Here is a 19,412-nt window from a genome sequence, read left to right as displayed (position 1 = left end):
ATAATAATCGAGTAATTTCGAAGCTTAACAGAAAGGCATCTGTTGATGATTTAAAATAGATGTCAAAATTTGAGCATTCGTTTTCGTAAGTTCAGAATTTCCCAATAATTTTAAAACGTTCCCTATCCTTTACGCAGAGGGCAACTAAAACGAAAACCTCCCTCGTTGAAGAGGGAGGTAAATATAGAGACTGACCGATATTTAATTCTATCAAGCCCCTTATTTAGCTTAGTTGGTAAAAAATCCTCTTGGACCTCCTGCCACTACAGAACCTTCGCCTAGGCTAGTAATGACGACCTTTCCGCCTGGAGGAACAGATAAACGCATATCATTAAAATAATGTTCCCCTTTTGAAGATACAGTTCCATCGCTCTTATATAAAACGAAATTGAAATAAGTACCTTCTTCCCTATCAATTAATAGGGGACTATCCGTGCTCATTCTATTTGTAAATTCATGGCTTGTCCCACGAGCAATCACCGATTTTTCTAGGGCGGAAGAACTTAGTTGTTCTCCATCAAACAATTCATTTGGACCGCTAAATATTAACGAACCTTTGTTCACAGTAACAACCATATACCCACCCTTGGGCACTGTATATGAAGAGGAATAGTTAGAAATAGAATCATTGAGGTTGCTGCTTACGACAGAACCGTTTGAGTCGTAAATCACCCAATCGTAGTTGCCATCCATAACTTTGTCGACTCTAACATTATTACTCATTCTAGAATCTTTGTTCCATACTTGATAGGTTTCCCCTTCTGAGATGGTCTCTTTTTGAAATGCTGATTCGCTGTAAGTAGTTCCTGAGAATGTTACGTTCGGAGCCCCTGCAACTACAGACCCATTGACTGCGGTAATAACAGCTCGTCCGTATTCAGGAACTTTATAAGTTCCTGAAAATCGCTGCTCGTATATAGAAGAATATATAGAACCATCGGGATTGTAGATGATTACGTCATATTTAGAGCTAGAATTTGCTGGTGTCACCACAATCTGACCAGCAACCCCATAGTTGTTTTTAAACATTTTGCTCTGATCTGGTTCAATCATGAACCTATCAAGTGCAGAAGGACTATTCTCGTTTCCTCCAAACACCTTGCTTGGTCCGCCTACTTCTGTTGTTCCGATGGTAGAGGTAATGACTACATATCCTTGTGGCGGAACTTTAAAGGAGCTTGAATAGTGCTCATTAATCCTGCTGACGATCGGAGTGCTTTTTGCATCATAAATCACATAGTCGTAAAAAGCATCAGAATTCGGTTTTGTCAAAACCGACGATTCCGTTGTTGCACTGGTATTTTTCAGCAACACACTTTTATTTTGAGAGACGGAGAATCTTTTCAAAGCTGGTAAATTGTTATTTCCATCTCGTTGAAATATTGTACTCGGCCCTCCTACTGAAACCGTCCCATAAACAGGTGTAACAACGGCACTTCCTTCTGGAGGAATCTTTATACTTGTAAAAAAGTGTTCACTAATTGCACTACTCAAAGGAATTCCATCTTTATCGTATATTGCATAATCATAAGTAACATTTGAATTTGGTTGTATTAAAATATTGGCTGCAATATACTTACTTACATTTTTGAATGCATAGGTGGTTCCATTGGAATAAGTCTTTTTTATTAACGCAGGTAAAGTAGAAAGTTTCATTTCAAAAAGAGTCTCTGCTCCGCCTGCTGTTACAGTGCCATTGTCAGAAGTAACCACTACACGTCCTCCTGGCGGAACACTAATTCCACTATAAAAATGCTCGTTGATAGAACTTTGCACGGGCACCGAATCTTTGTTATAAACGGTATAATCATAGTTGTCATTAGAATGTGGTACCACTAGTACGTTTCCTTTTTCTGTAGTACTGATATTTTTAAATTCGTAACTTACCCCACTTCCCCCTTGACCAATGACAGTTCTATCCAAAGCAGGAGAATTGATTCCCCGTTTTTTGAATATATAATCCTCGCCACCTGCGATTATAGAGCTGTATCTATCTTGGTTTTGATTTGTAATGACAAACTTCCCTTTTGGAGGAATTGAATAGTTAGCACCATAAGAATTGTCAACTCCAGAACTTATAACAGAACCTGACTCATCATAAATGACCCAATCATATTTCATGCCGCTTTCACCCGTCACCGTCATCCAGTGCTCTTCTGCTTGAGTATTTGTGAACTCAATAGCCAACTCCTTGCGTAACTCAGCAAATTTACTAGTGAAAGGCTGGACTCTTACATAATCTACTTTTTCACTACCATCTCTTAAACTTGCAGCGTAAAACACATCTCTACCGTGTGCTGTTAACCAATCAGACATGGTTTTACTAGTAAAATAAAACCTTGATTCTCCCAACTGGGTTTTAAAGTTTCCAATTTCATCCTCTGCGAAAACGTGGTCCACAACTCTATAGCTTTTAGGGTCTATTACACTAGCTACATTAAAACCTGGAGCGTTGAAGGTTTCAGCATATTTAAACTGTGAAGTCAAATAAATGAGGTCTCCTCTGCCAAGCGAATCAGCAGGGTATCCTTGAATTTGGGAGGCCACTCTTTGTGCTAAATAGCCACCTAATGAATGGCCTGTTAAATAAAATTTAGGTTTTGAACCGTCGAGTGACACACGTGTCATGCCAGTCTTTACAAAGTTACCTGCCTGAAGAACCTGAAATTGGTCGAAATTTGCAACTACACCAGCGATGTCGTACAATTTATCTACTAATTCCTGTGTCCCTCGGAAAGCGAATACAACTTCGTTTGTGGCATTATCTTTAAACATAACACCATAAAATCCGCCAGTATGTTTCCCCTCTACCTCACGAACTTCCCAATTCATAAGCGGAGAACCACTTAACTTGGAAGTGATTCTTTGGAAGTCTGCATTATCATTCTTGCTTTTTACTTTTTCCAAGCAAGCTTTTATGGTACGGTCAATACCGTAATCACAACCGCCTAGGTCATTATACACGAGGTCGCTTAATAAGAAATGAAGGTATGGACGAGTTTTTTCGTTTACCTCGGCAGAACCTTTCATGGACGGAATTGAGATAAATGTAAAAATGACCAACAACAGAAACAAAAACGACTTTATGGCTCCCCCAAAGATTTTGTTATGAAAATTCGATACACCCATAATAATTCTCCCTCCATGCTTTCCCCTATCTTTAAAAATATGTTTCTCTATCTATGAAACAATGTTCCTATTAGAAAATTATGTATGAAAAGCCATGGTGAAATAGCATATGTAATGCAATGAAAGAACGGATATTACTTTTCTTTTTAGTAATCACTCCCTTCGAATAGTATTTTTGAATCACTTCAATAGTACTAGAATTTTTTACCAGAATCATTAAATTTCAAACGACAAAATCTTATATTAAGACTGTAAATATTACAAAAGGCGACTTTTTTACGCCTTAAATAAATATTTTTATAGGATTTTCGGCTCCACAAAAACAGAAGCAACCCCAATAGCAAGTTTTAAGTCCTCTCCGCACATTGGTTAAACGGCCAAATCGATTCACCTCAAATTTAACGTTCTAAACAGGCTCCACAAATGTCTTTGACCACTTTGTTTTCGTCTCTTATTAATGATCTACGTCCCATTTTTTAACAAGGAATCAAATTAAAAATTTTATTAAAACATAGGTGTTTATATATATCATTGTGAAGAAATTCACGTAAAGGAACGGGGGCTTGAACTCAAGAATGATTGCTGCGGCAATCTCTTTTCTTTATTGAAGTAACGGGCAGGTTAGCTTAAGAAGGATTAATAAGTTCTTCCAGCGAATACCTTTAAATATGAGGTTTTATGGGTATAAGAATCTCATTCTATATAGGGAGAATTAACAATGAAAATTGATAAAGATCTAAAGGCGTATGCAATAGACGATGATTTCAAATTTCATGTCGTTCTTTGTTAAATCAAATATAAATAAACAGCATCATTAATACTGACTCCCCAATACAACCAGTCAAAAAAAGAACTTGGGTTAAGTTGATAGCTAAGGTTAAATATAGGAACCTTACGAAAAGGGTTTATTGCGAATACCCCTTTCCTTGAATAGGAGGACTCGTTTTTTCATTATGAAGAGACTCTGAAATAATAGAAAACTTTTAAAGTTATTTAATGAACGTTAAATAATTGGAATATAATAGAAAAACTCTTAATTTAGTATTAATATTAATATGTGTTCCTCCAAGTCTATTACTAATAAGAGGTATTATTCATTTTGTCGTCTAAACGATGAAAAAATTTAAAGAAGAAAATGAGGAGAATTATTTATGTCAGATTTCATGAATAATCAAAGAATATTTTTCGAGAATTTGTACTATGGTTTTGGGGCTGAATATCACGTTGCAAGTAATCTTCATACCCAACATTTTGAAGCCTTTAAAATGCAAGCTGACTTTGGTTTTGATCTTATTGCTACCAACCAAATGCAAGTCACACATGACACTACAAAGGAGTTTAAAACTTATCTTTTACAAGTCAAATCAAGAAGAGTTAAATTAGATGATTATGAGATTGTAAATAGAGATTCAGGAGACCGAAATATTGTTGTGAAGGACTTTGGTATTAACAAATCTGACCTAATCAAAATACGTATGGCCCCTAATTCCTTTTTAGTTTGTGTTTATGCGGAGGATAATGATAAGGACTATACTGTAATTGCTTCCTTTTGGTTATCAAGTCAACACATTAAGTATTTGAGTGACCAAGGATACTTTCAGGAAAAAACTGAGGAAGGGAAAACAATCTGCTATCTTAAGACTAAACTCACCACTGAGGCAAGATTGGAAGTGGAATATAGAAAAATAGCGGAGAGACTCTTGGAGGCTCATAATAAAATTGAGACTAGTATGTACGAACTCATGGATCTCGGACAACTATCTAAAACGCAAAATCAAAATTTTACTTCCGCCAAATCATCTGCAAAATATGGCAGTGAGAACATATTGAAACTTCTTAATAAAACAAAAGCAATCAATATCAATTCGAATCCATATATCGAAGTAATGAAGTCCGATAATACAGGGAAGATAAAACTTAACGATAAACTCCTATTAATTAAAAATATTGTCATAGATCCAAATTCTCCTATGCAATAAACAAATGGGGCTATAGTTAAATATAGGGATTGTCACTTAAACAATCCCTTTCCTCAATCTCATCATAATATTAAGGGGATAGCCGTATTATGGAGTTTCGCCATTTCTCCAATTGAAATATTCTCCCTAACACTATGTATTGCTTTTACACTTATTAAAACAAATCCATATCAGGAAATTTCCTTCTTCCACAAACTTGCTCCAATAGGTAAATATGCAAAAAAGCCACCAATGAAATGGCAGCTGGATCTTTAACTCATTCCCCCGTTTATTCAAGTACATTTTTTCGTAATCCATTAAATTGGATTCTTTCAAATAATACCTTTTTTTATTAATAAAGTTTTAATGTGACTTTCTGTTAAGGGTTCAGAATAAAAAACTTCGATAAGGATTATTTTATTCTGATTACACAATTTAGCCTTTTTTTTATCACGTTCTTGTAATTTTTTTAAGGCAGCTTCTCCTCCCCAAGCCTTAATAGGATGGAAATGTTGTTGACCTTGGTATTCGAATCCTATTTTTAAATCAGGAATAAAAATATCTAATTCTAATCCCTCTAACCATTTTGGACGATGATGTCTGATAATTTCATAATTAGGTAATATATTTTTTATTATTTGAAAAAGAAGGGTCTCACTTACCCAGCCTTCTCCAACCTTTTTAAATCCAAATTCCTGACGTACAATATTCTCAATTTTTTTTGTGAAAGCTCTTCGGATTTGACTTGCACTTTTATTAAGCATTAACATCTCTTGTGCTTCTTCAATTTTTACATTAGCCCAATACACAACCTCATCTTCGGCAATATCTGTACGTTTTGGACCATACACAATCTTGTTAATTCGTTCAGTTTCTATCTTAGACTCAAGATCTGCTTTTTGTATATTTTGAATATCTTGTTGATATTCAATTGGACAAACATTCGGTAAAAATACCGTACCATTAATACCAAGCTTAAAAAACTGTTGATTATAATACCATCCAAATTGCTGAATAAATCTACCACCGTACATTTCATGGCAATATCTGAGCGTGGGAGGCGTTAAATTACATCGATGACAGATACCATCTTCAAAAGTGACTTCCCCTAATGGGTCATTAGGATTTTCTATTGATTTTTCTGCTATTGATTTTGGAAAATGAATAGAACTTAAAGGTGCCATTTTCAATAGGTCAGAATAATTTATTCGTTCTTCCATCGACCTTAACAATAAAAAATTTTGTATTGCTGATTTAGAACATGAGCACAAAACGATGTTAGAATCATATCCCTTCTCAAAAGCAAAAAAAGAGCCATAATGTTCAGGATAATGAACAAGTGGATATGGCAACTTTTCTTCAAATACAACAGCTGAATTAATAGCAACTTCATTATTACCTACTGTTTTGTTGCTTTTCATTCCTCTTTCACCTCTACATAAAATGTAAACTGGTTTTAAATACATTAAATAAACACTACCAGCTATGCTGGAATACCATTTTCTTATTGTTCATGGATCTACCTGATTCCTAAACAGATAGAATCATACCAGTATCCAAAGATTAAGATTGTGCAGCAACCTAGAACTCATTAACTCTTGACCCATTAGTTTAAGACAGGAAGGTGTTAGTGTATGAGTTGAATTATTCCAGCTAAACTTGCACCTGCTATTAAGATGAACACCAAACAGCCGCTGTTCTTACTTTTATTTTCAATTGTTCTCACAGACACATTTGTCAACGGTTTGTGTTTAACATTACCTTGGTTGTAATGGTATGTATAATTTTGTTGCACTTCGTGATAACCTTCATTGTATCCTTCAATGAACGCATTGTTTATCCCCTTTGGCAGATGTCTCTTTAGATTATGTTTACCGTCGTGCCATCCAGCACTGAAGCCGTCCCGTTCATCTTCCTTTCGGCAAAAAGGGTGATTTAATGCGTGAATCCCAACGGCAAATTGATAATTTGGGACCACAGCACTTTTCAATGCTAATCATTTTTTACAAGTAACCTCTCCTCGAACACTTACCGTTTTCACGTTGTCGGGTCTGCGTGACAAGCGATGTATAGAAAGCTGCCCATATCTATAGCTCTATGTATCACTTTTCCGTTTCTTACTTTTGCCGAAACAATCATTTACCCTCAGTCCATTCATTGTTAATTTTTATTTCATTTTACTTTATCTCTCCTTATATGTACGAAAGCTAGCTTTATGGGTTCCAATCACAGGCCATTCCATCATGATCACGATCTAAATCGTGAGGATCTTCATCAGGGCCCCCATTCGCCTCATAAAACAACTGAGCATCTTCTTGAGTTTCAAAATCAGGGCAATCATGATCTATTGATGTAGCTTCATATGGATTGTCCGATTCATTTGAATTAACTGGTTCGGTTTCTGAGGTTTTGCCATATATATAAAACCCTACAATTGCAGCTATTACGACTCCACTTATTATCCATGCAGCTTTATTTTCTTTTTTGTACTTTTGGCAGGTTATCAACTGAATCACTAAAATGCTTACTCCGTCCTCTTTTAGAAATGAACCAAACAAACCCAATAATAATAATTGTGCCTGCCACTATCGTGATAAATAGGTATTTCTTAAGCAGATAGTAGTAAAGGAGTTCATTAATCCCTCCTCCCCCACCTTCCACGTAACCAGCAAAGTAGCCTTTCTTATAAATTTTCAATTCATTTTTTTCAGTTCAGTTTCGAAATCGTCGTATGTATAATCATTTTCTGATGCTTCAAACCCTTCATCATATCCAGCATCGAATAACGAAGCTTCATCAACTGTATTTTCCTCTTCATCAGAGCTTGTATAATCTCCTGAATCTGATTAGGAATCGTCTGTTGAATCATAGGAAGCAACCTCAGTTACTTCGCTATCATCCTCGCTTTTTGCTTCAGCCCATCCATCCACGTAACCTTTCTCAAAAGATGTAGCATCATATGTACCGTCAGGTTCTGCATCTATTCGTAATCATCTATGTAATCTGAATATCCTTTGTCATATCCTGCTTGATGACTATCTTCATAACAAACCAATAAACCTTCTTGATGCCCATCTTTGATTCCCTGTTCATAGCCATCCCCAAACGCTTGAGGGCCTTCCCACCACCTGTCATAGTCCAATTCGCATTCTGATGTGTAGTTATAAGCTAAATCATACCCTGGTCATAGCCTTCATCATAATCATTGGATGTAGCTGCTGGTGTCGAGTCATGATAATGATACTCGCCATAATCCAGTCCCCAATCTTCGCAATTGGTCCAACAGGTATGCCCCCCACTAGAATCAGTACCCCCTGGATGGGCAAAAGTAGAACTAACCGATAAAATCCAAAGAATCATAGTGATATAGAAGATTCTTTTACTCATAGCAGACCCCCTCTTTTTTCTCTTACTTGTGTCACTCAGAGTTTATTAAATTAACTGAATTCCCGACCTATTAACCACCCTCAAAATGGTAAATACATGGTATTATTATACTATATATACATATCTTTCTATCTATTTTTTTTGGGGTTATATTGTTGAAGTTCAAATTTCTCACGCTTCTTTTACTCTTGAATTTTACATCACTCTTTCCTACAATTTCGAGTTCTCACAATGGTGCAAGGGATGAATTAGGTGGCCATTTTAGAAGGGCAGACTGTGTTTATTTACTCCATGATCCTACTTCCATAGCTCAATCAGCTAAAAACATCAATGAACTTATTGCACTAATTAAACAAAACAATTCAAATCCACAATGTGTATCCAATTTAACACCAAACACAATTGACTTAGAAGGCTATTCGTTTCCTAGTGCAAATGCAGCACCAGCGACTATTCAACCAAAACAAGAGACTACTCCAACACTAGCAACACCCAAAACAACTGCACCTGCCATAGCATTAGGCCAGAAATATCCTGCAACACTTGACCAATGTGTGGACGGGGATACTGCTAATTTCAACATCAATGGTAAAGTGTATAAGACACGATTCCTTTATATCGATACACCAGAATATACAACTGAAAAGGAACCTTTTGGGAAGGAAGCAAGTGATTATACCTGTTCATTTTTAAAACAAGGGAAAATAACTTTAGAAACCGACGGAGCAGACTTATATGATAAATATGACCGTCTATTAGCATGGGTTTGGGTCGGAGATAAATTACAACAAGAGGATATTTCCAAAGCAGGACTTGTTGAAGATTTCTATGATTATGGCACCTACAAGTATGAGCAGACCGTAATAAACGCAATGGATAATGCCAAGAAAAACTATGTTGGAATCTATGCTGCAAACAAGCCTAAACAAACTACAACACACCCTGAAAATAATACCACTGGAACCGAGGAAAGGGCAGAAAATAAGGTTGCAGTTGAAACAGCCACTCAACCTGAAGAAAAGAAGGAAAAAGCTAAGACGGAAGAAAAACAGAAGGCAACTGGCGATTTAGAATCGACCAAAGAGCCAGAGGAAGTAAGCGATGGTTATGCTATCACTGGAATAATACTAGCTGTACTATTCTTTTTATTTCCAAGTATCAAGCGTGCATTTGGTGTACGTCCAGTATTTGCTCATAGATTAAAAGCTAGAAAATTGTGGTTCAACATTATTCTGTTTTTCATTTATGCAGCATTCTGGTGGGTAATATTGATTATTCTAATCATTGAATTGATTCATCTATTAAAAAATAGACGAAGATACGCTTAAGGGACTCTCTATAGAGGGTTCTTTTTTTTTATGGGATGATTTTTTTAAACTTGGATAAAGCATACATATAAACCTACCTCCATATCCATGTCTTTTATTGAAATTAATATTTCTATGTTAACTTTGTAATAGATTTTTCCCAAATAGAAAGAAAATTCTATTTTTAAAAAATAACAGATGGTATAATTTACTAGGTACTTTTACCCTATAGGAGAAGGAGATATTTATGGTTAATTACACACTATGCCTATCTGGTGGGGGGGGGGGGCAGGGTCGCTGTACGTGAGAATTTCCAGGACATGGCGGAGTTTAAGTGAATAAATTTTTGAAAAAATGACACAAGTATAAAATCGCTAATTAAATTAAAGGATGGTTTTATGTCAACTAAAGGAGAATTTGTCACCTATCCAGTGGGACAAGGATTATTTTACGCTGGAAAGTTAATTAAAGATAATGAGGAATTTAATTTTATTTATGATTGTGGTAGTAGCTCAAATAAAAAGAATTTAAAGAAATGTATAACTGAATATAGAACTTTTAATGATACTAAAGATATTGATATGTTAGTCATTTCTCATTTTGATAGTGATCATATTAAGGGATTAAAAGAATTAGCAGGTCACTATAATATTAAAAGAATTTTCTTCCCCTATTTCAAAAATATGAATATTAATCTGTTTTCATACGAACTAGAAATTTTAAGACTTAAGGGAGTCATTAAGTCAGAAACTAAGGTAATATGCACGAGTATACCTAAAGGTCAAAATCCTAAGAAAAAAAATCCTGAAATTCCTAGTTTAGAAAAAGTGGAATCAGAGGCATCTAAAGAACTGGAATTACAGATACCTAAGCCTGTTAAAGATCCTGATAAAAACACTCATAAAGACGTTAAAGAAGAAGATTTATATAGTCGCTTTAAAATCTTAGAATTTAAAAATAATCAATTCAAAGTATTTGATTGGTTGTTTGATTTTTATAACCTTCCACTATCAAAGGCTGAAATAAAAAGTATAAATAGATCTTTCAGCGAATTTATTAAGAGAAATAAAATAAAAGATTTCAAAGATTTTATTAGCCGCAAGAAAATATTGGACCCTTTTGTTAAAAATATATACTCTAAAAATATTCAAACATATAAATTTACTAATAATGATATTAGTCTATGTATGATGCATGCTCCTGAACGAGTTTTAACTTGTAAAGAGAGAATCGCTACCCTGTTAACTGGTGATTTAAATCTAAAAAATGATGATATTTTTGGCAAATTCAATGCAAAATATAGTTATATTATGTCAAAACTGAAAGTCTTTTTCCTACCTCATCATGGTTCTAGAGTTAACTGGAATGACAAACTGCTGCATTTTTACTGTAAAAATGCTTTGTCAATTGCTACAGCTGGATCGGGTAGTGGACATCCTGATTTTGAAGTGATTTCAAAAATCTTCTTATCCAGTAATGATGTTGTATGTATTACTGAAAATTTTGATAGTTATAAATACATTATAGACCAAGCGGGACCTGTTACAGCATTAAGCACAAAGCCAGGCTCACCTAATGGGAAAAATGGTTGGTATAAATCTGATGTACAAGTTAGTTTAAGTGCAACACATTCAGGATTTGGTGGGGTTAAAACGGAATACCGTAAAAATGGTGGTCCATGGACACCCTATAATGGAGCCTTTAAACTAAATAAAGATGAAACATACATAATCGATTATCGCAGCACAGACAATGCTAGAAATACTGAGGGATTTAATACAAAAATAATTAATTTAGATAAAACAGCTCCTGGACTTAACATTGATTTAGACAAATCATCATTATGGCCAGCTGATCAAAGGATGGTTACAGTTACTGTTCAAATTAATGCTACTGATGCCACATCAGATATTGATTCCGTGATGTTAACATCCATTTCAAGCAACGAAGACCATAATCCTGATGATATTAAAGCAAATTTGAATAAACCTATTACTGACTTAATTGATTCCTTTGAGCTTCGTGCTGATCGATTAAGTAATGAAAATGACCGTGAATATACGATTACTTATACAGCTACGGATAAGGCGGGAAATGTGACGACTGAGAGTGTTACCGTAACAGTACCACATGACCAATCTAACAAATTACTTAGTACGAAAAAACACTGATCCCTACTCATCAGTGTTTTGGGTACGGTTAAAGAGACGAAGATTCGCTTAAGGGACTCTCTTTTGAGGGCTCTTTTATTCGTATGGAGTTATTTTAAAGGAACCGCACTGAGGAATTTATTAAACAAACGAAGGGATTTATAATAACCCTAGTTTTATGACTTTCTAAATTTTACACTACACTAGTATCTGCCTTGATCAAGCCATGCAACGTTCCTTCCAAAATAAAACAGTCCACTATATGAAATGATAGGATTTTTCGTTATATTTATATAGCGGACTAACTTGTATAGTGATGGTGATTAATATGAAACATAAAAAAACGTATAATTTCTTTTTTGATGAATCTTCTCACGATCGAAAAGTAACTAATACCCAAAAGGGAATTAATATTTATATGGAAGGCAACAATGATCTTTTCCTAGGGGTATTTTGGGGAATAGATAGTCGTTTTGAAAAAGAATATGAAAATAAATATCTAGAATTTGAAACCTATGGAAAAAAACTTTTGGGATTAGCTGAAGAACTAGAACTAAAGGGTACAAATATTAAAAAGTCTAACTTTAAAGATGGATTTAGCTCTTTCAATAAAAACGCACTTGATATATATAGTCGGATGTTTGATTTGATTGATAACAATGTTATCCTACACATTAATCTCTTTAGTAAAACTGAATTCTTAATTACCAATTATTTTAAACAAATCATATTACCTCGGTATATTAATATTAGTTATCCCCCCTTGATTTATTCAATTATCAAATTTTTATTTAATTATCGAAATACAGAGCTAATGCAAAAAATGTTTTCTGAAAATATTGAGTCCACCGAAGACTTTCTTTACAAATTAATAGAAATGTTGAAGGAAGTAATCCATAAAATTAAACATGTACCACGAAAACAAATAGAATTACCTGTTCTTAAAAACCTATTATCCATCTTAAAGGAATCAGTTGTCATACCATCCCCTCAAAATAAATATAACTGGGATTATCAACCACTCTTTGATGGTATTAAATTTCTAACCGAAGAATTTTCAATAAAATCAAATAGAATTAATCTTACTCTTGATAAAGAAGGGACAGGAAAAATACTGGAAACAGCAAAAAAACAGGGTTTCAAAAAGGTTATTAATGGAGATTCCGAATTAGTTGCTGGTATTAGGCTATCAGATTTTTTAAGCAATTTCTTTAATCGTTTATCATACGCACTTTACGAATCATTAAAAGAACAAAAATTCAATGATTCAAACTCATTTGATTATGAAACAAAACATGTTTTGGATAGCAATTGGTTTGTATTCAAAACTGAAAAACCTTTTTTATTGTATAAAAAACTATATAACATATTAGCTGAGCGAAAAAATATTTACTGGACGGGATTTGGCGGAGTCTTTTTTGATTATCAACTCATTCTCTTTTCCCTAATAAACTATATTGGTGGTGAGTATATAGATTTAAATTCATTTAAAAAACATAGTCCAGAATCACATGTAGAACGATTTAATAATTATTGTCTACAAAATATACAAAACCAGTTTAATAAATTTTATTCTACCAGTAATAGCTTTTAAATAGGATCAAATATTAAAAAGTAAGATTCACTAGTGCTAATCAATGAAAAATGGAGGCAAAGGTGGTTAATGAAATTGAAAAAGATTCTAGTTGGTTTATTTGTTTTTCTTGGGGTAATCCTTTCTGGATGCGGAAAAACAACTGATGAACCAACAAAAACTTCTTCAGAAAGTTCGGAACAGAAAATAGAAACGGCAGAAACGACTTCACAATCTGAAACTTCAACATCTTCAGAAGTATCCAAGGCAAGTGAGGATGTCGGTGGAGTTTGGAAGGCAACGGGTAAAGAGGATGGGGTAAGTAGCACTTGGTACTTTAATAGAGGGCAATTAGTAGTAAATTACGTGTATAATTTTTCTTATGTGGTCGACGAAACTAAAGATCCTAATGAGTATACTGTTGTGACGATAAAAAATAATGAAGGCAAGGCACATGCTTTGTTGTTGAAAGGTAATGGCAGCAATTTTGAAGGTATAACTGTTGAAGGAGAAGCTTACGACAAATACTTAGCTGATGGAACGGTGCCAAATGGCCAGCTTATCGAATTTACTTCTCAACAGAATGCATGGGGAAGTACGAATGAAGCAATTGATTTTTGGGAGAAGACATATAAGAATGCTAATAATGAGGCTTCTAAAGAAATTGCATGGGAAAATTACCGAAGGGATTTGTGGAGTTTGGTCAAGGATGGAACTTCAGGCAATACGATAACGTTACACTTTACTAATATTAGTGGGGCTGGTGGAAGCTACGACCAATTTGTTAAAAGTGATGAAAACACAGTAATCACGAGCTTCGATGGAAATGCGTCGTATCTAAATAATCCTACAATGCGATATACGGTTCAGAATTCAGATTTTAAAGTGATTAAGACAGAAGAATTGTGGAAGCAATAGAAATGAAATAGGTACAATAAAACGGTATTGGAAAAGGATCCGAACTGGGTCCTTTTCTTTTGTTGTTAAGTCTATTAAAGACTTTATCTAGGAAATATATTCAACAAACGACGGGATTCGTAATAATCCCTGTTTTGTAAAATTTCTAAATTTGACTCGACACTGTATTTCTGGCTTGATAAAAACAAACTTCTTATCTTCTCCAATTATTAAATCTTGGTATCTAGCATAGAACTTTATCTTTTCCTTTTGGTTAATAAATTCCATAACACCTGAAGGTTTTAGATTATCCCCATCATAAGTGCTTAATAGAAGGCCAAAATCATCTTTCCTTAACCCTGTGATAAAAACATCTGCATATTTATAATTAATCACCTTTAGCCAGTCGTGCGATCGCTTGTTAACTTGATACGGAGAATTGGCTCTCTTAATCACTATTCCCTCTAAATCATGCTGCTGAATAAGATTAAAGTACTCTTCCCCGTGCCCAACCATCCACTGAACCAACACGATCTCATTTGATTGAGGTAAGAAAGATTCCAATAGGCTTTTTCTTTCTACTAAAGGCAGGTTGGTAACCATGTCCCCTGCATAATAAATGACATCAAAAACACAATATTGAATCCTAAGATTTGATTTATTAGACTGAAATCTCTCCATTGCTGCCTCAAAATCAGGCTTTCCATGTTGGTCTGGTACGATCAGCTCCCCATCCAAAACCGTCCCATCAGGAATATCGATGTCTAGTAACTCAGGAAACCTTGTTGTAACCTCATTTTTGTGTCTAGTATATACTCTTACCTTTCCATTAAACTTGGAAAGTATTAAACGTATTCCATCTAATTTTAATTCCGTAATGAATTCGTCATCATTAAAGGCATTTTCACTCCGCTGAAGAAGCATTGGTGCTACAAACATAAAATCACCTCTATAGTGATTTTATCATGGTTCCTCCTTATACTAATCTGGTAATAAAGTGAAATAACCTGAATGGGAAAACTCTAAAAGTGTCAAATTTTGCTCACAATTCCAAATAATATCGATGGGAGTTCCCTCTTTTTATGTCGAATATTGTTAAAAAAAGGAGGATTGTTCATGGATAATCATTTATTAGCTATTAACGTCGAAAAAGCAAAAAAAAGATTAGTAAAGTTACAAAGCCAAGTTATTGATTTAGAAGTCTTTATAGGTGAAGCGGAGAAATATAATGCTGAAAGTTTCGAACAGAAAGTAATAAAAGAATGCTTATCTAGGCAGTTTGTTTAAAGTAACCTCAAAATTGAATAAAGAGCTTCTTGAAATGGGTGAAGAAAGGAAACTAAAGATGTCTGATATTTCTAGTATAATTGAAAGCCAGCCAATTGATGAGCTCCATAAAAATGTCAGGAAAATTTATAGAACAAATAAGAAAAACATCCACTGAAAGTAACGAGTAAGCATTTGGAGAAGTATGAAAGGTCTTCTGTTTAGGGTCCTGGGAGTGTTTGGCTCTGTCCGATATTGCTACCTAGGTTAAACAACTAATATAAGTAATTAGAGTTTTATCAACAAAGGTCGTCTAATGAACCTTTGTATTGCGGATTAAAATTGTTTACTTAAGCTATATTGTGAAGACTAGGGGAATCCTTATTACAACTGGCTATTTTGGACCAGATTCCGAAGCTTTTGCAAATGAAAATATTATTACATTAATTGATGGTGAGCGGCTGGTTTATATGTTAAATGAACATGGTTATAAAGTTTAAAAAGGGAAAAAGGAGTTTAAATAGCTCCTTTTCCCTACTTTTAATAAGCTTCACCCTTTATACAATTAGTAAAAGGGGATCAATCTAATTCTTCTTCACTAATTACTTTCAAATGTTTGACTGTTATGAGTTTTAATTTAACCTTTTGCTTATCGGTAGATTCAACATTGATTAACTCATACTCAGGATATATACCTTTTTTTTCTTTATCAAATTTTGCTGTTATGGCTGTATCATTTACAAAATCAATAATAATTTGATCTGTACCATCAATTTTATAGAATTTTTCCTTTTGTGTAGCAATTATTACTCCAATCATAAATGGAAAAATTAACATCAGGGCTAGAAGTAATATAAACACAAGTTGTCTCTTTTGTCTTAAAATAAAATAATAAAGAGCAATAATTATCATACCTGCAAGGAATGTAATGTCTAAAGGACTGGGAGTAATATTGATACCAATTACCATTAATATGATCCCAGTAATACAAATTGAATTAACAACATAAATATTTTTAATATTAATGGTATTAAGTAAAAAGATTTTTTTAACTATATTTTTAAAATCACTGGCATCGTCAAACAATAAATTTGCGATTAATCCAGTGCCAATAAATAATCCCACCATAGTAATACTGTTTGTAATAGTTGATACAGAAAGTTCGATAAAATTTATAGAAATACCAAAATAACTTTTATATCCCCATTCATAAAGAAATGTTACCAAATACCCTACTCCTGTTAATATAAATATATAAAACGCTATATCAATTCCTTTTATTTTTTGCCACATTTAATTTCCCTCCAACCTCAATAATACTAGGATAATGGAAATTCAGACAAAAATATACAAAAATTGATACAGCTAAAACAAATGGTCGACTTTCTGTGTATCAAAATCGCTGCAATTACGTTCAATCGATATAGAGGATTTCACCAAACTCTATTATGCAACACTTGAAGATTTACTCGATATAGGTGCTGATGACTTTAATCGAAAACAAAAAAAGAAACGTGTATTTACACGCTTCTTTTTTATAAATCATCTGCTCCGAATTGGTCTTGTTTTTTTTTATATAACCAGTCTTTAAAATACGATGTAGTTCATCATAAGGCTTTCCACTTATTAATGCTGTTATGTACTCTCTTTTAATCGGTATCCCATCTTGTTCCATTCTCTTTATTATTTTTGTGATACTGTTCGTTAAGGCATATTCTTTTATGATGTATTGATCTAAGGTGTTAGTTTCATAGTTATCTGCCAATTCAACATAGTGCTGCAGTCTTTTTATTTCCTCTTTTGCTCTTGCCACGGTTATCAGCTTGCTCAAGTATCATGTCCTCCTATTAAAGGAAAGAATTCGACATGATTTAATTTACACCTTTTGACAATTACGTGAACAAAAAAAGCATCCAAAGTCGGACGCTTTAAAAGGGTGCTCATATACGCTTCCTTTAATCTGAGAAATAGGGTAACCCCCCTTTTTAATTTTGGTTTTTCCCTTTCTACGATAAAACACTGTTCGTCAAACATATAACATAATTAATGTTGTTTAAGCTATATTATTTTTTTCTATTTCAATAAGTTTAATCTGACAATAATACCAACTATCCGTGTCGTACAGTGAATTGTTCTTTTTAAATTTAGTTTTCAAGACTTCAAATAATTCATTCAATTCTTTATACTTTTTTACACTTATTTTTTCTTCTTTCAACGCCCCTATATGATTTAGTAATGAGTGAAAATATCTAAAATGTTTAAATTCTATTGGATTTTGATCATCCTTTAAATAAGAAAATAATTCATTAATCTTTAGTTCTAATTCTCTATTCGAAAAATAGTTATCTGAAATTTCAAATCTATTCTCTGTATTTATTGGAACTTGAGTGATTCTTTCACTAATTCCATTTTTCAAATGATAAATTTTAATAAAACTACTAATATTTTCTTTAAACAAATTATAGGATTCAAGTATATTTTCATTTTTTTGGTGGGTTAAATTAATTCTTTCCTCAATTTGTTGAAACATCTCTTGAAAATAATCGATTGAATCATTCCGCTGTCCTGAGATTTTTATATTCAATAATTGTTCTAATAATTCATTTAATGACCGTAAAGAAAATGTATTTTCGAAAGAGCCTCTTAAACTTTCTAGTGAAAATCCCTTCTTTTCGAAGTTAAATATCCAACAAATCATTTGAACACTATTTAAAATATTAAAAATTAAAGGCCTTTCGATTGATTCTAAATGATATTTAATAACATCCAAATCTTTCTTTTTAGTAATTTCAACATTAGAAGTATTTAAATAATCATTTAACCCCTCAAAAAAATAAAGGCTATTTACAAGAACATTTCTACTTGAATCGCTAAATAGCTCTATTACTTCTTTTAACATAATCTTCCGACTCTTTGCCATTCTAAACACCAAATCAACAAATTTACTTACTCGATTGTTTAATTTTGATTCCTTTACTCCACCAGAAGTACTGTTTATTGCATAGAGATAACTTTGTAGTTTATTTAAATCACACAACTCTTCATTTATCGGTAAATCAGAGTCAATTTCCTCAATTAATTTCTCGTTTTCTGTTTTAATAACACGGAAAATATCCAAAGAAAAACCATCAGAAAAAATTATTGAATTATAAAAATCATACTTAAGATTTCTAAGTATCTCTTCATTTTCAAAGAACAGAATCTCTTTCTTACTTTCCCTAAAGAAGCATTTTACAATAGGGCTTGCATTTTCAGAAGATATATAACTCCTTATATCCCCATATTTTTGCAGCTCCTCATTCTCTTCTTTATACAGAACTTTAAATAAATTAATTTTTAAAATTAATTTATCTAGATCAATATTATTTTCTATAGTTATTTCGTTCTTTTCGTCTTTAATACAATATTCGAAAAATCTTAAGGTTTCATTAATACTTTTAACAACTTTCTTTACAATACGTGGATTACTTATTTTATCATTGAAATCATCTAGAAAATTGTTTAGTTCCTGAATTTCAGATTTTATGTCTAGTTCTTCTTTACTCTCTCCACTTCCAGGTTTTTCTTTTAGGAATTCCTGTTTACTTTTTATTGTTACCTTTATATCATTTCGTATTTCATCTAAATACTTGTCAAAATTTTTTTTTAAACATTCAATCTGTTCATTAGTGACATTTAATGTATAATTGCTTTCAATTAAGATTCTAAAATAATGCTCGAATATTTCATTACAGGTTATTTTGCT

General features: G+C 33.2%; 18 protein-coding genes. 7 read left to right on the top strand and 11 right to left on the bottom strand.

The window, feature by feature from the left end:
- Window positions 1-228: 228 nt before the first annotated feature.
- On the bottom strand, window positions 229-3,129 hold the full coding sequence (locus AC59HZ_RS27170; protein ID WP_496548892.1) for a DUF6792 domain-containing protein: 2,901 nt from the start codon (window positions 3,127-3,129) through the stop codon (window positions 229-231).
- A gap of 1,151 nt (window positions 3,130-4,280) precedes the next feature.
- Here AC59HZ_RS27170 and AC59HZ_RS27165 point away from each other — a divergent pair.
- Window positions 4,281-5,108 carry a hypothetical protein gene (locus AC59HZ_RS27165; protein WP_496548891.1) on the top strand — a complete coding sequence of 276 codons (828 nt, stop codon included), beginning with the start codon at window positions 4,281-4,283 and terminating at the stop codon, window positions 5,106-5,108.
- 311 nt (window positions 5,109-5,419) lie between these two features.
- Here AC59HZ_RS27165 and AC59HZ_RS27160 read toward each other — a convergent pair whose 3' ends face one another.
- The 6 genes from AC59HZ_RS27160 to AC59HZ_RS27135 form a co-directional block, all read right to left on the bottom strand.
- Window positions 5,420-6,508 carry a PDDEXK family nuclease gene (locus AC59HZ_RS27160; protein ID WP_496548890.1) on the bottom strand — a complete coding sequence of 363 codons (1,089 nt, stop codon included), beginning with the start codon at window positions 6,506-6,508 and terminating at the stop codon, window positions 5,420-5,422.
- 206 nt (window positions 6,509-6,714) lie between these two features.
- Window positions 6,715-7,077 carry a hypothetical protein gene (locus tag AC59HZ_RS27155; RefSeq protein WP_496548889.1) on the bottom strand — a complete coding sequence of 121 codons (363 nt, stop codon included), beginning with the start codon at window positions 7,075-7,077 and terminating at the stop codon, window positions 6,715-6,717.
- 223 nt (window positions 7,078-7,300) lie between these two features.
- On the bottom strand, window positions 7,301-7,645 hold the full coding sequence (locus tag AC59HZ_RS27150; RefSeq protein WP_496548888.1) for a hypothetical protein: 345 nt from the start codon (window positions 7,643-7,645) through the stop codon (window positions 7,301-7,303).
- A 149-nt stretch (window positions 7,646-7,794) separates the two neighbouring features.
- Complete coding sequence (locus AC59HZ_RS27145; protein ID WP_496548887.1) at window positions 7,795-7,956, bottom strand: hypothetical protein; 162 nt, start codon at window positions 7,954-7,956, stop codon at window positions 7,795-7,797.
- Window positions 7,957-8,067: 111 nt separating this feature from the next.
- Window positions 8,068-8,229, bottom strand: a complete 162-nt coding sequence (locus AC59HZ_RS27140; protein WP_496548886.1) for a hypothetical protein — start codon at window positions 8,227-8,229, stop codon at window positions 8,068-8,070.
- A gap of 26 nt (window positions 8,230-8,255) precedes the next feature.
- On the bottom strand, window positions 8,256-8,474 hold the full coding sequence (locus AC59HZ_RS27135) for a YHYH domain-containing protein (protein ID WP_496548885.1): 219 nt from the start codon (window positions 8,472-8,474) through the stop codon (window positions 8,256-8,258).
- 155 nt (window positions 8,475-8,629) lie between these two features.
- On the opposite strand from AC59HZ_RS27135, the gene AC59HZ_RS27130 reads away from it, so the two are divergent.
- The 4 genes from AC59HZ_RS27130 (at window position 8,630) to AC59HZ_RS27115 (ending at window position 14,422) form a co-directional block, all read left to right on the top strand.
- Complete coding sequence (locus tag AC59HZ_RS27130) at window positions 8,630-9,802, top strand: thermonuclease family protein (protein WP_496548884.1); 1,173 nt, start codon at window positions 8,630-8,632, stop codon at window positions 9,800-9,802.
- Between the two features lie 377 nt (window positions 9,803-10,179).
- Entirely contained in the window at window positions 10,180-11,952 is a 1,773-nt protein-coding gene (locus AC59HZ_RS27125; RefSeq protein WP_496548883.1) for an OmpL47-type beta-barrel domain-containing protein, read from the top strand.
- Between the two features lie 307 nt (window positions 11,953-12,259).
- Window positions 12,260-13,525: a hypothetical protein gene (locus AC59HZ_RS27120; RefSeq protein WP_496548882.1), complete on the top strand. Its 1,266-nt coding sequence runs from the start codon at window positions 12,260-12,262 to the stop codon at window positions 13,523-13,525.
- 75 nt (window positions 13,526-13,600) lie between these two features.
- Window positions 13,601-14,422: a hypothetical protein gene (locus AC59HZ_RS27115; protein ID WP_496548881.1), complete on the top strand. Its 822-nt coding sequence runs from the start codon at window positions 13,601-13,603 to the stop codon at window positions 14,420-14,422.
- Window positions 14,423-14,509: 87 nt separating this feature from the next.
- Here AC59HZ_RS27115 and AC59HZ_RS27110 read toward each other — a convergent pair whose 3' ends face one another.
- Window positions 14,510-15,340, bottom strand: a complete 831-nt coding sequence (locus tag AC59HZ_RS27110) for an ATP-dependent DNA ligase (protein ID WP_496548880.1) — start codon at window positions 15,338-15,340, stop codon at window positions 14,510-14,512.
- Between the two features lie 177 nt (window positions 15,341-15,517).
- Between AC59HZ_RS27110 and AC59HZ_RS27105 the strand changes: the two genes are divergently transcribed.
- On the top strand, window positions 15,518-15,688 hold the full coding sequence (locus AC59HZ_RS27105; RefSeq protein WP_496548879.1) for a hypothetical protein: 171 nt from the start codon (window positions 15,518-15,520) through the stop codon (window positions 15,686-15,688).
- Between the two features lie 308 nt (window positions 15,689-15,996).
- Window positions 15,997-16,167, top strand: coding sequence for a restriction endonuclease (locus AC59HZ_RS27100; RefSeq protein ID WP_496548878.1), 171 nt, complete (start codon window positions 15,997-15,999; stop codon window positions 16,165-16,167).
- A gap of 79 nt (window positions 16,168-16,246) precedes the next feature.
- On the opposite strand, the gene AC59HZ_RS27095 is transcribed toward AC59HZ_RS27100, so the two are convergent.
- The 3 genes from AC59HZ_RS27095 to AC59HZ_RS27085 all read right to left on the bottom strand — a co-directional run.
- On the bottom strand, window positions 16,247-16,960 hold the full coding sequence (locus AC59HZ_RS27095; RefSeq protein ID WP_496548877.1) for a hypothetical protein: 714 nt from the start codon (window positions 16,958-16,960) through the stop codon (window positions 16,247-16,249).
- A 172-nt stretch (window positions 16,961-17,132) separates the two neighbouring features.
- On the bottom strand, window positions 17,133-17,498 hold the full coding sequence (locus AC59HZ_RS27090; protein ID WP_496548876.1) for a hypothetical protein: 366 nt from the start codon (window positions 17,496-17,498) through the stop codon (window positions 17,133-17,135).
- Window positions 17,499-17,720: 222 nt separating this feature from the next.
- The coding region (locus AC59HZ_RS27085) for a hypothetical protein (RefSeq protein ID WP_496548875.1) at window positions 17,721-19,412 on the bottom strand (1,692 nt) is incomplete at its 5' end.

The organism is Neobacillus sp. DZ-9 (assembly GCF_059587065.1).
Note: the sequence above shows the minus strand (reverse complement) of the source record. Positions and strands in the feature narration are given on the sequence as shown.

Bases quoted from the DNA above. Each gene is read 5' to 3' on its own strand.
- AC59HZ_RS27170 (WP_496548892.1), bottom strand. From the start codon at position 3,129: ATGGGTGTATCGAATTTTCATAACAAAATCTTTGGGGGAGCCATAAAG.
- AC59HZ_RS27165 (WP_496548891.1), top strand. From the start codon at position 4,281: ATGTCAGATTTCATGAATAATCAAAGAATATTTTTCGAGAATTTGTAC.
- AC59HZ_RS27160 (WP_496548890.1), bottom strand. From the start codon at position 6,508: ATGAAAAGCAACAAAACAGTAGGTAATAATGAAGTTGCTATTAATTCA.
- AC59HZ_RS27145 (WP_496548887.1), bottom strand. From the start codon at position 7,956: ATGATTCAACAGACGATTCCTAATCAGATTCAGGAGATTATACAAGCT.
- AC59HZ_RS27135 (WP_496548885.1), bottom strand. From the start codon at position 8,474: ATGAGTAAAAGAATCTTCTATATCACTATGATTCTTTGGATTTTATCG.
- AC59HZ_RS27125 (WP_496548883.1), top strand. From the start codon at position 10,180: ATGTCAACTAAAGGAGAATTTGTCACCTATCCAGTGGGACAAGGATTA.
- AC59HZ_RS27120 (WP_496548882.1), top strand. From the start codon at position 12,260: ATGAAACATAAAAAAACGTATAATTTCTTTTTTGATGAATCTTCTCAC.
- AC59HZ_RS27110 (WP_496548880.1), bottom strand. From the start codon at position 15,340: ATGTTTGTAGCACCAATGCTTCTTCAGCGGAGTGAAAATGCCTTTAAT.
- AC59HZ_RS27105 (WP_496548879.1), top strand. From the start codon at position 15,518: ATGGATAATCATTTATTAGCTATTAACGTCGAAAAAGCAAAAAAAAGA.
- AC59HZ_RS27095 (WP_496548877.1), bottom strand. From the start codon at position 16,960: ATGTGGCAAAAAATAAAAGGAATTGATATAGCGTTTTATATATTTATA.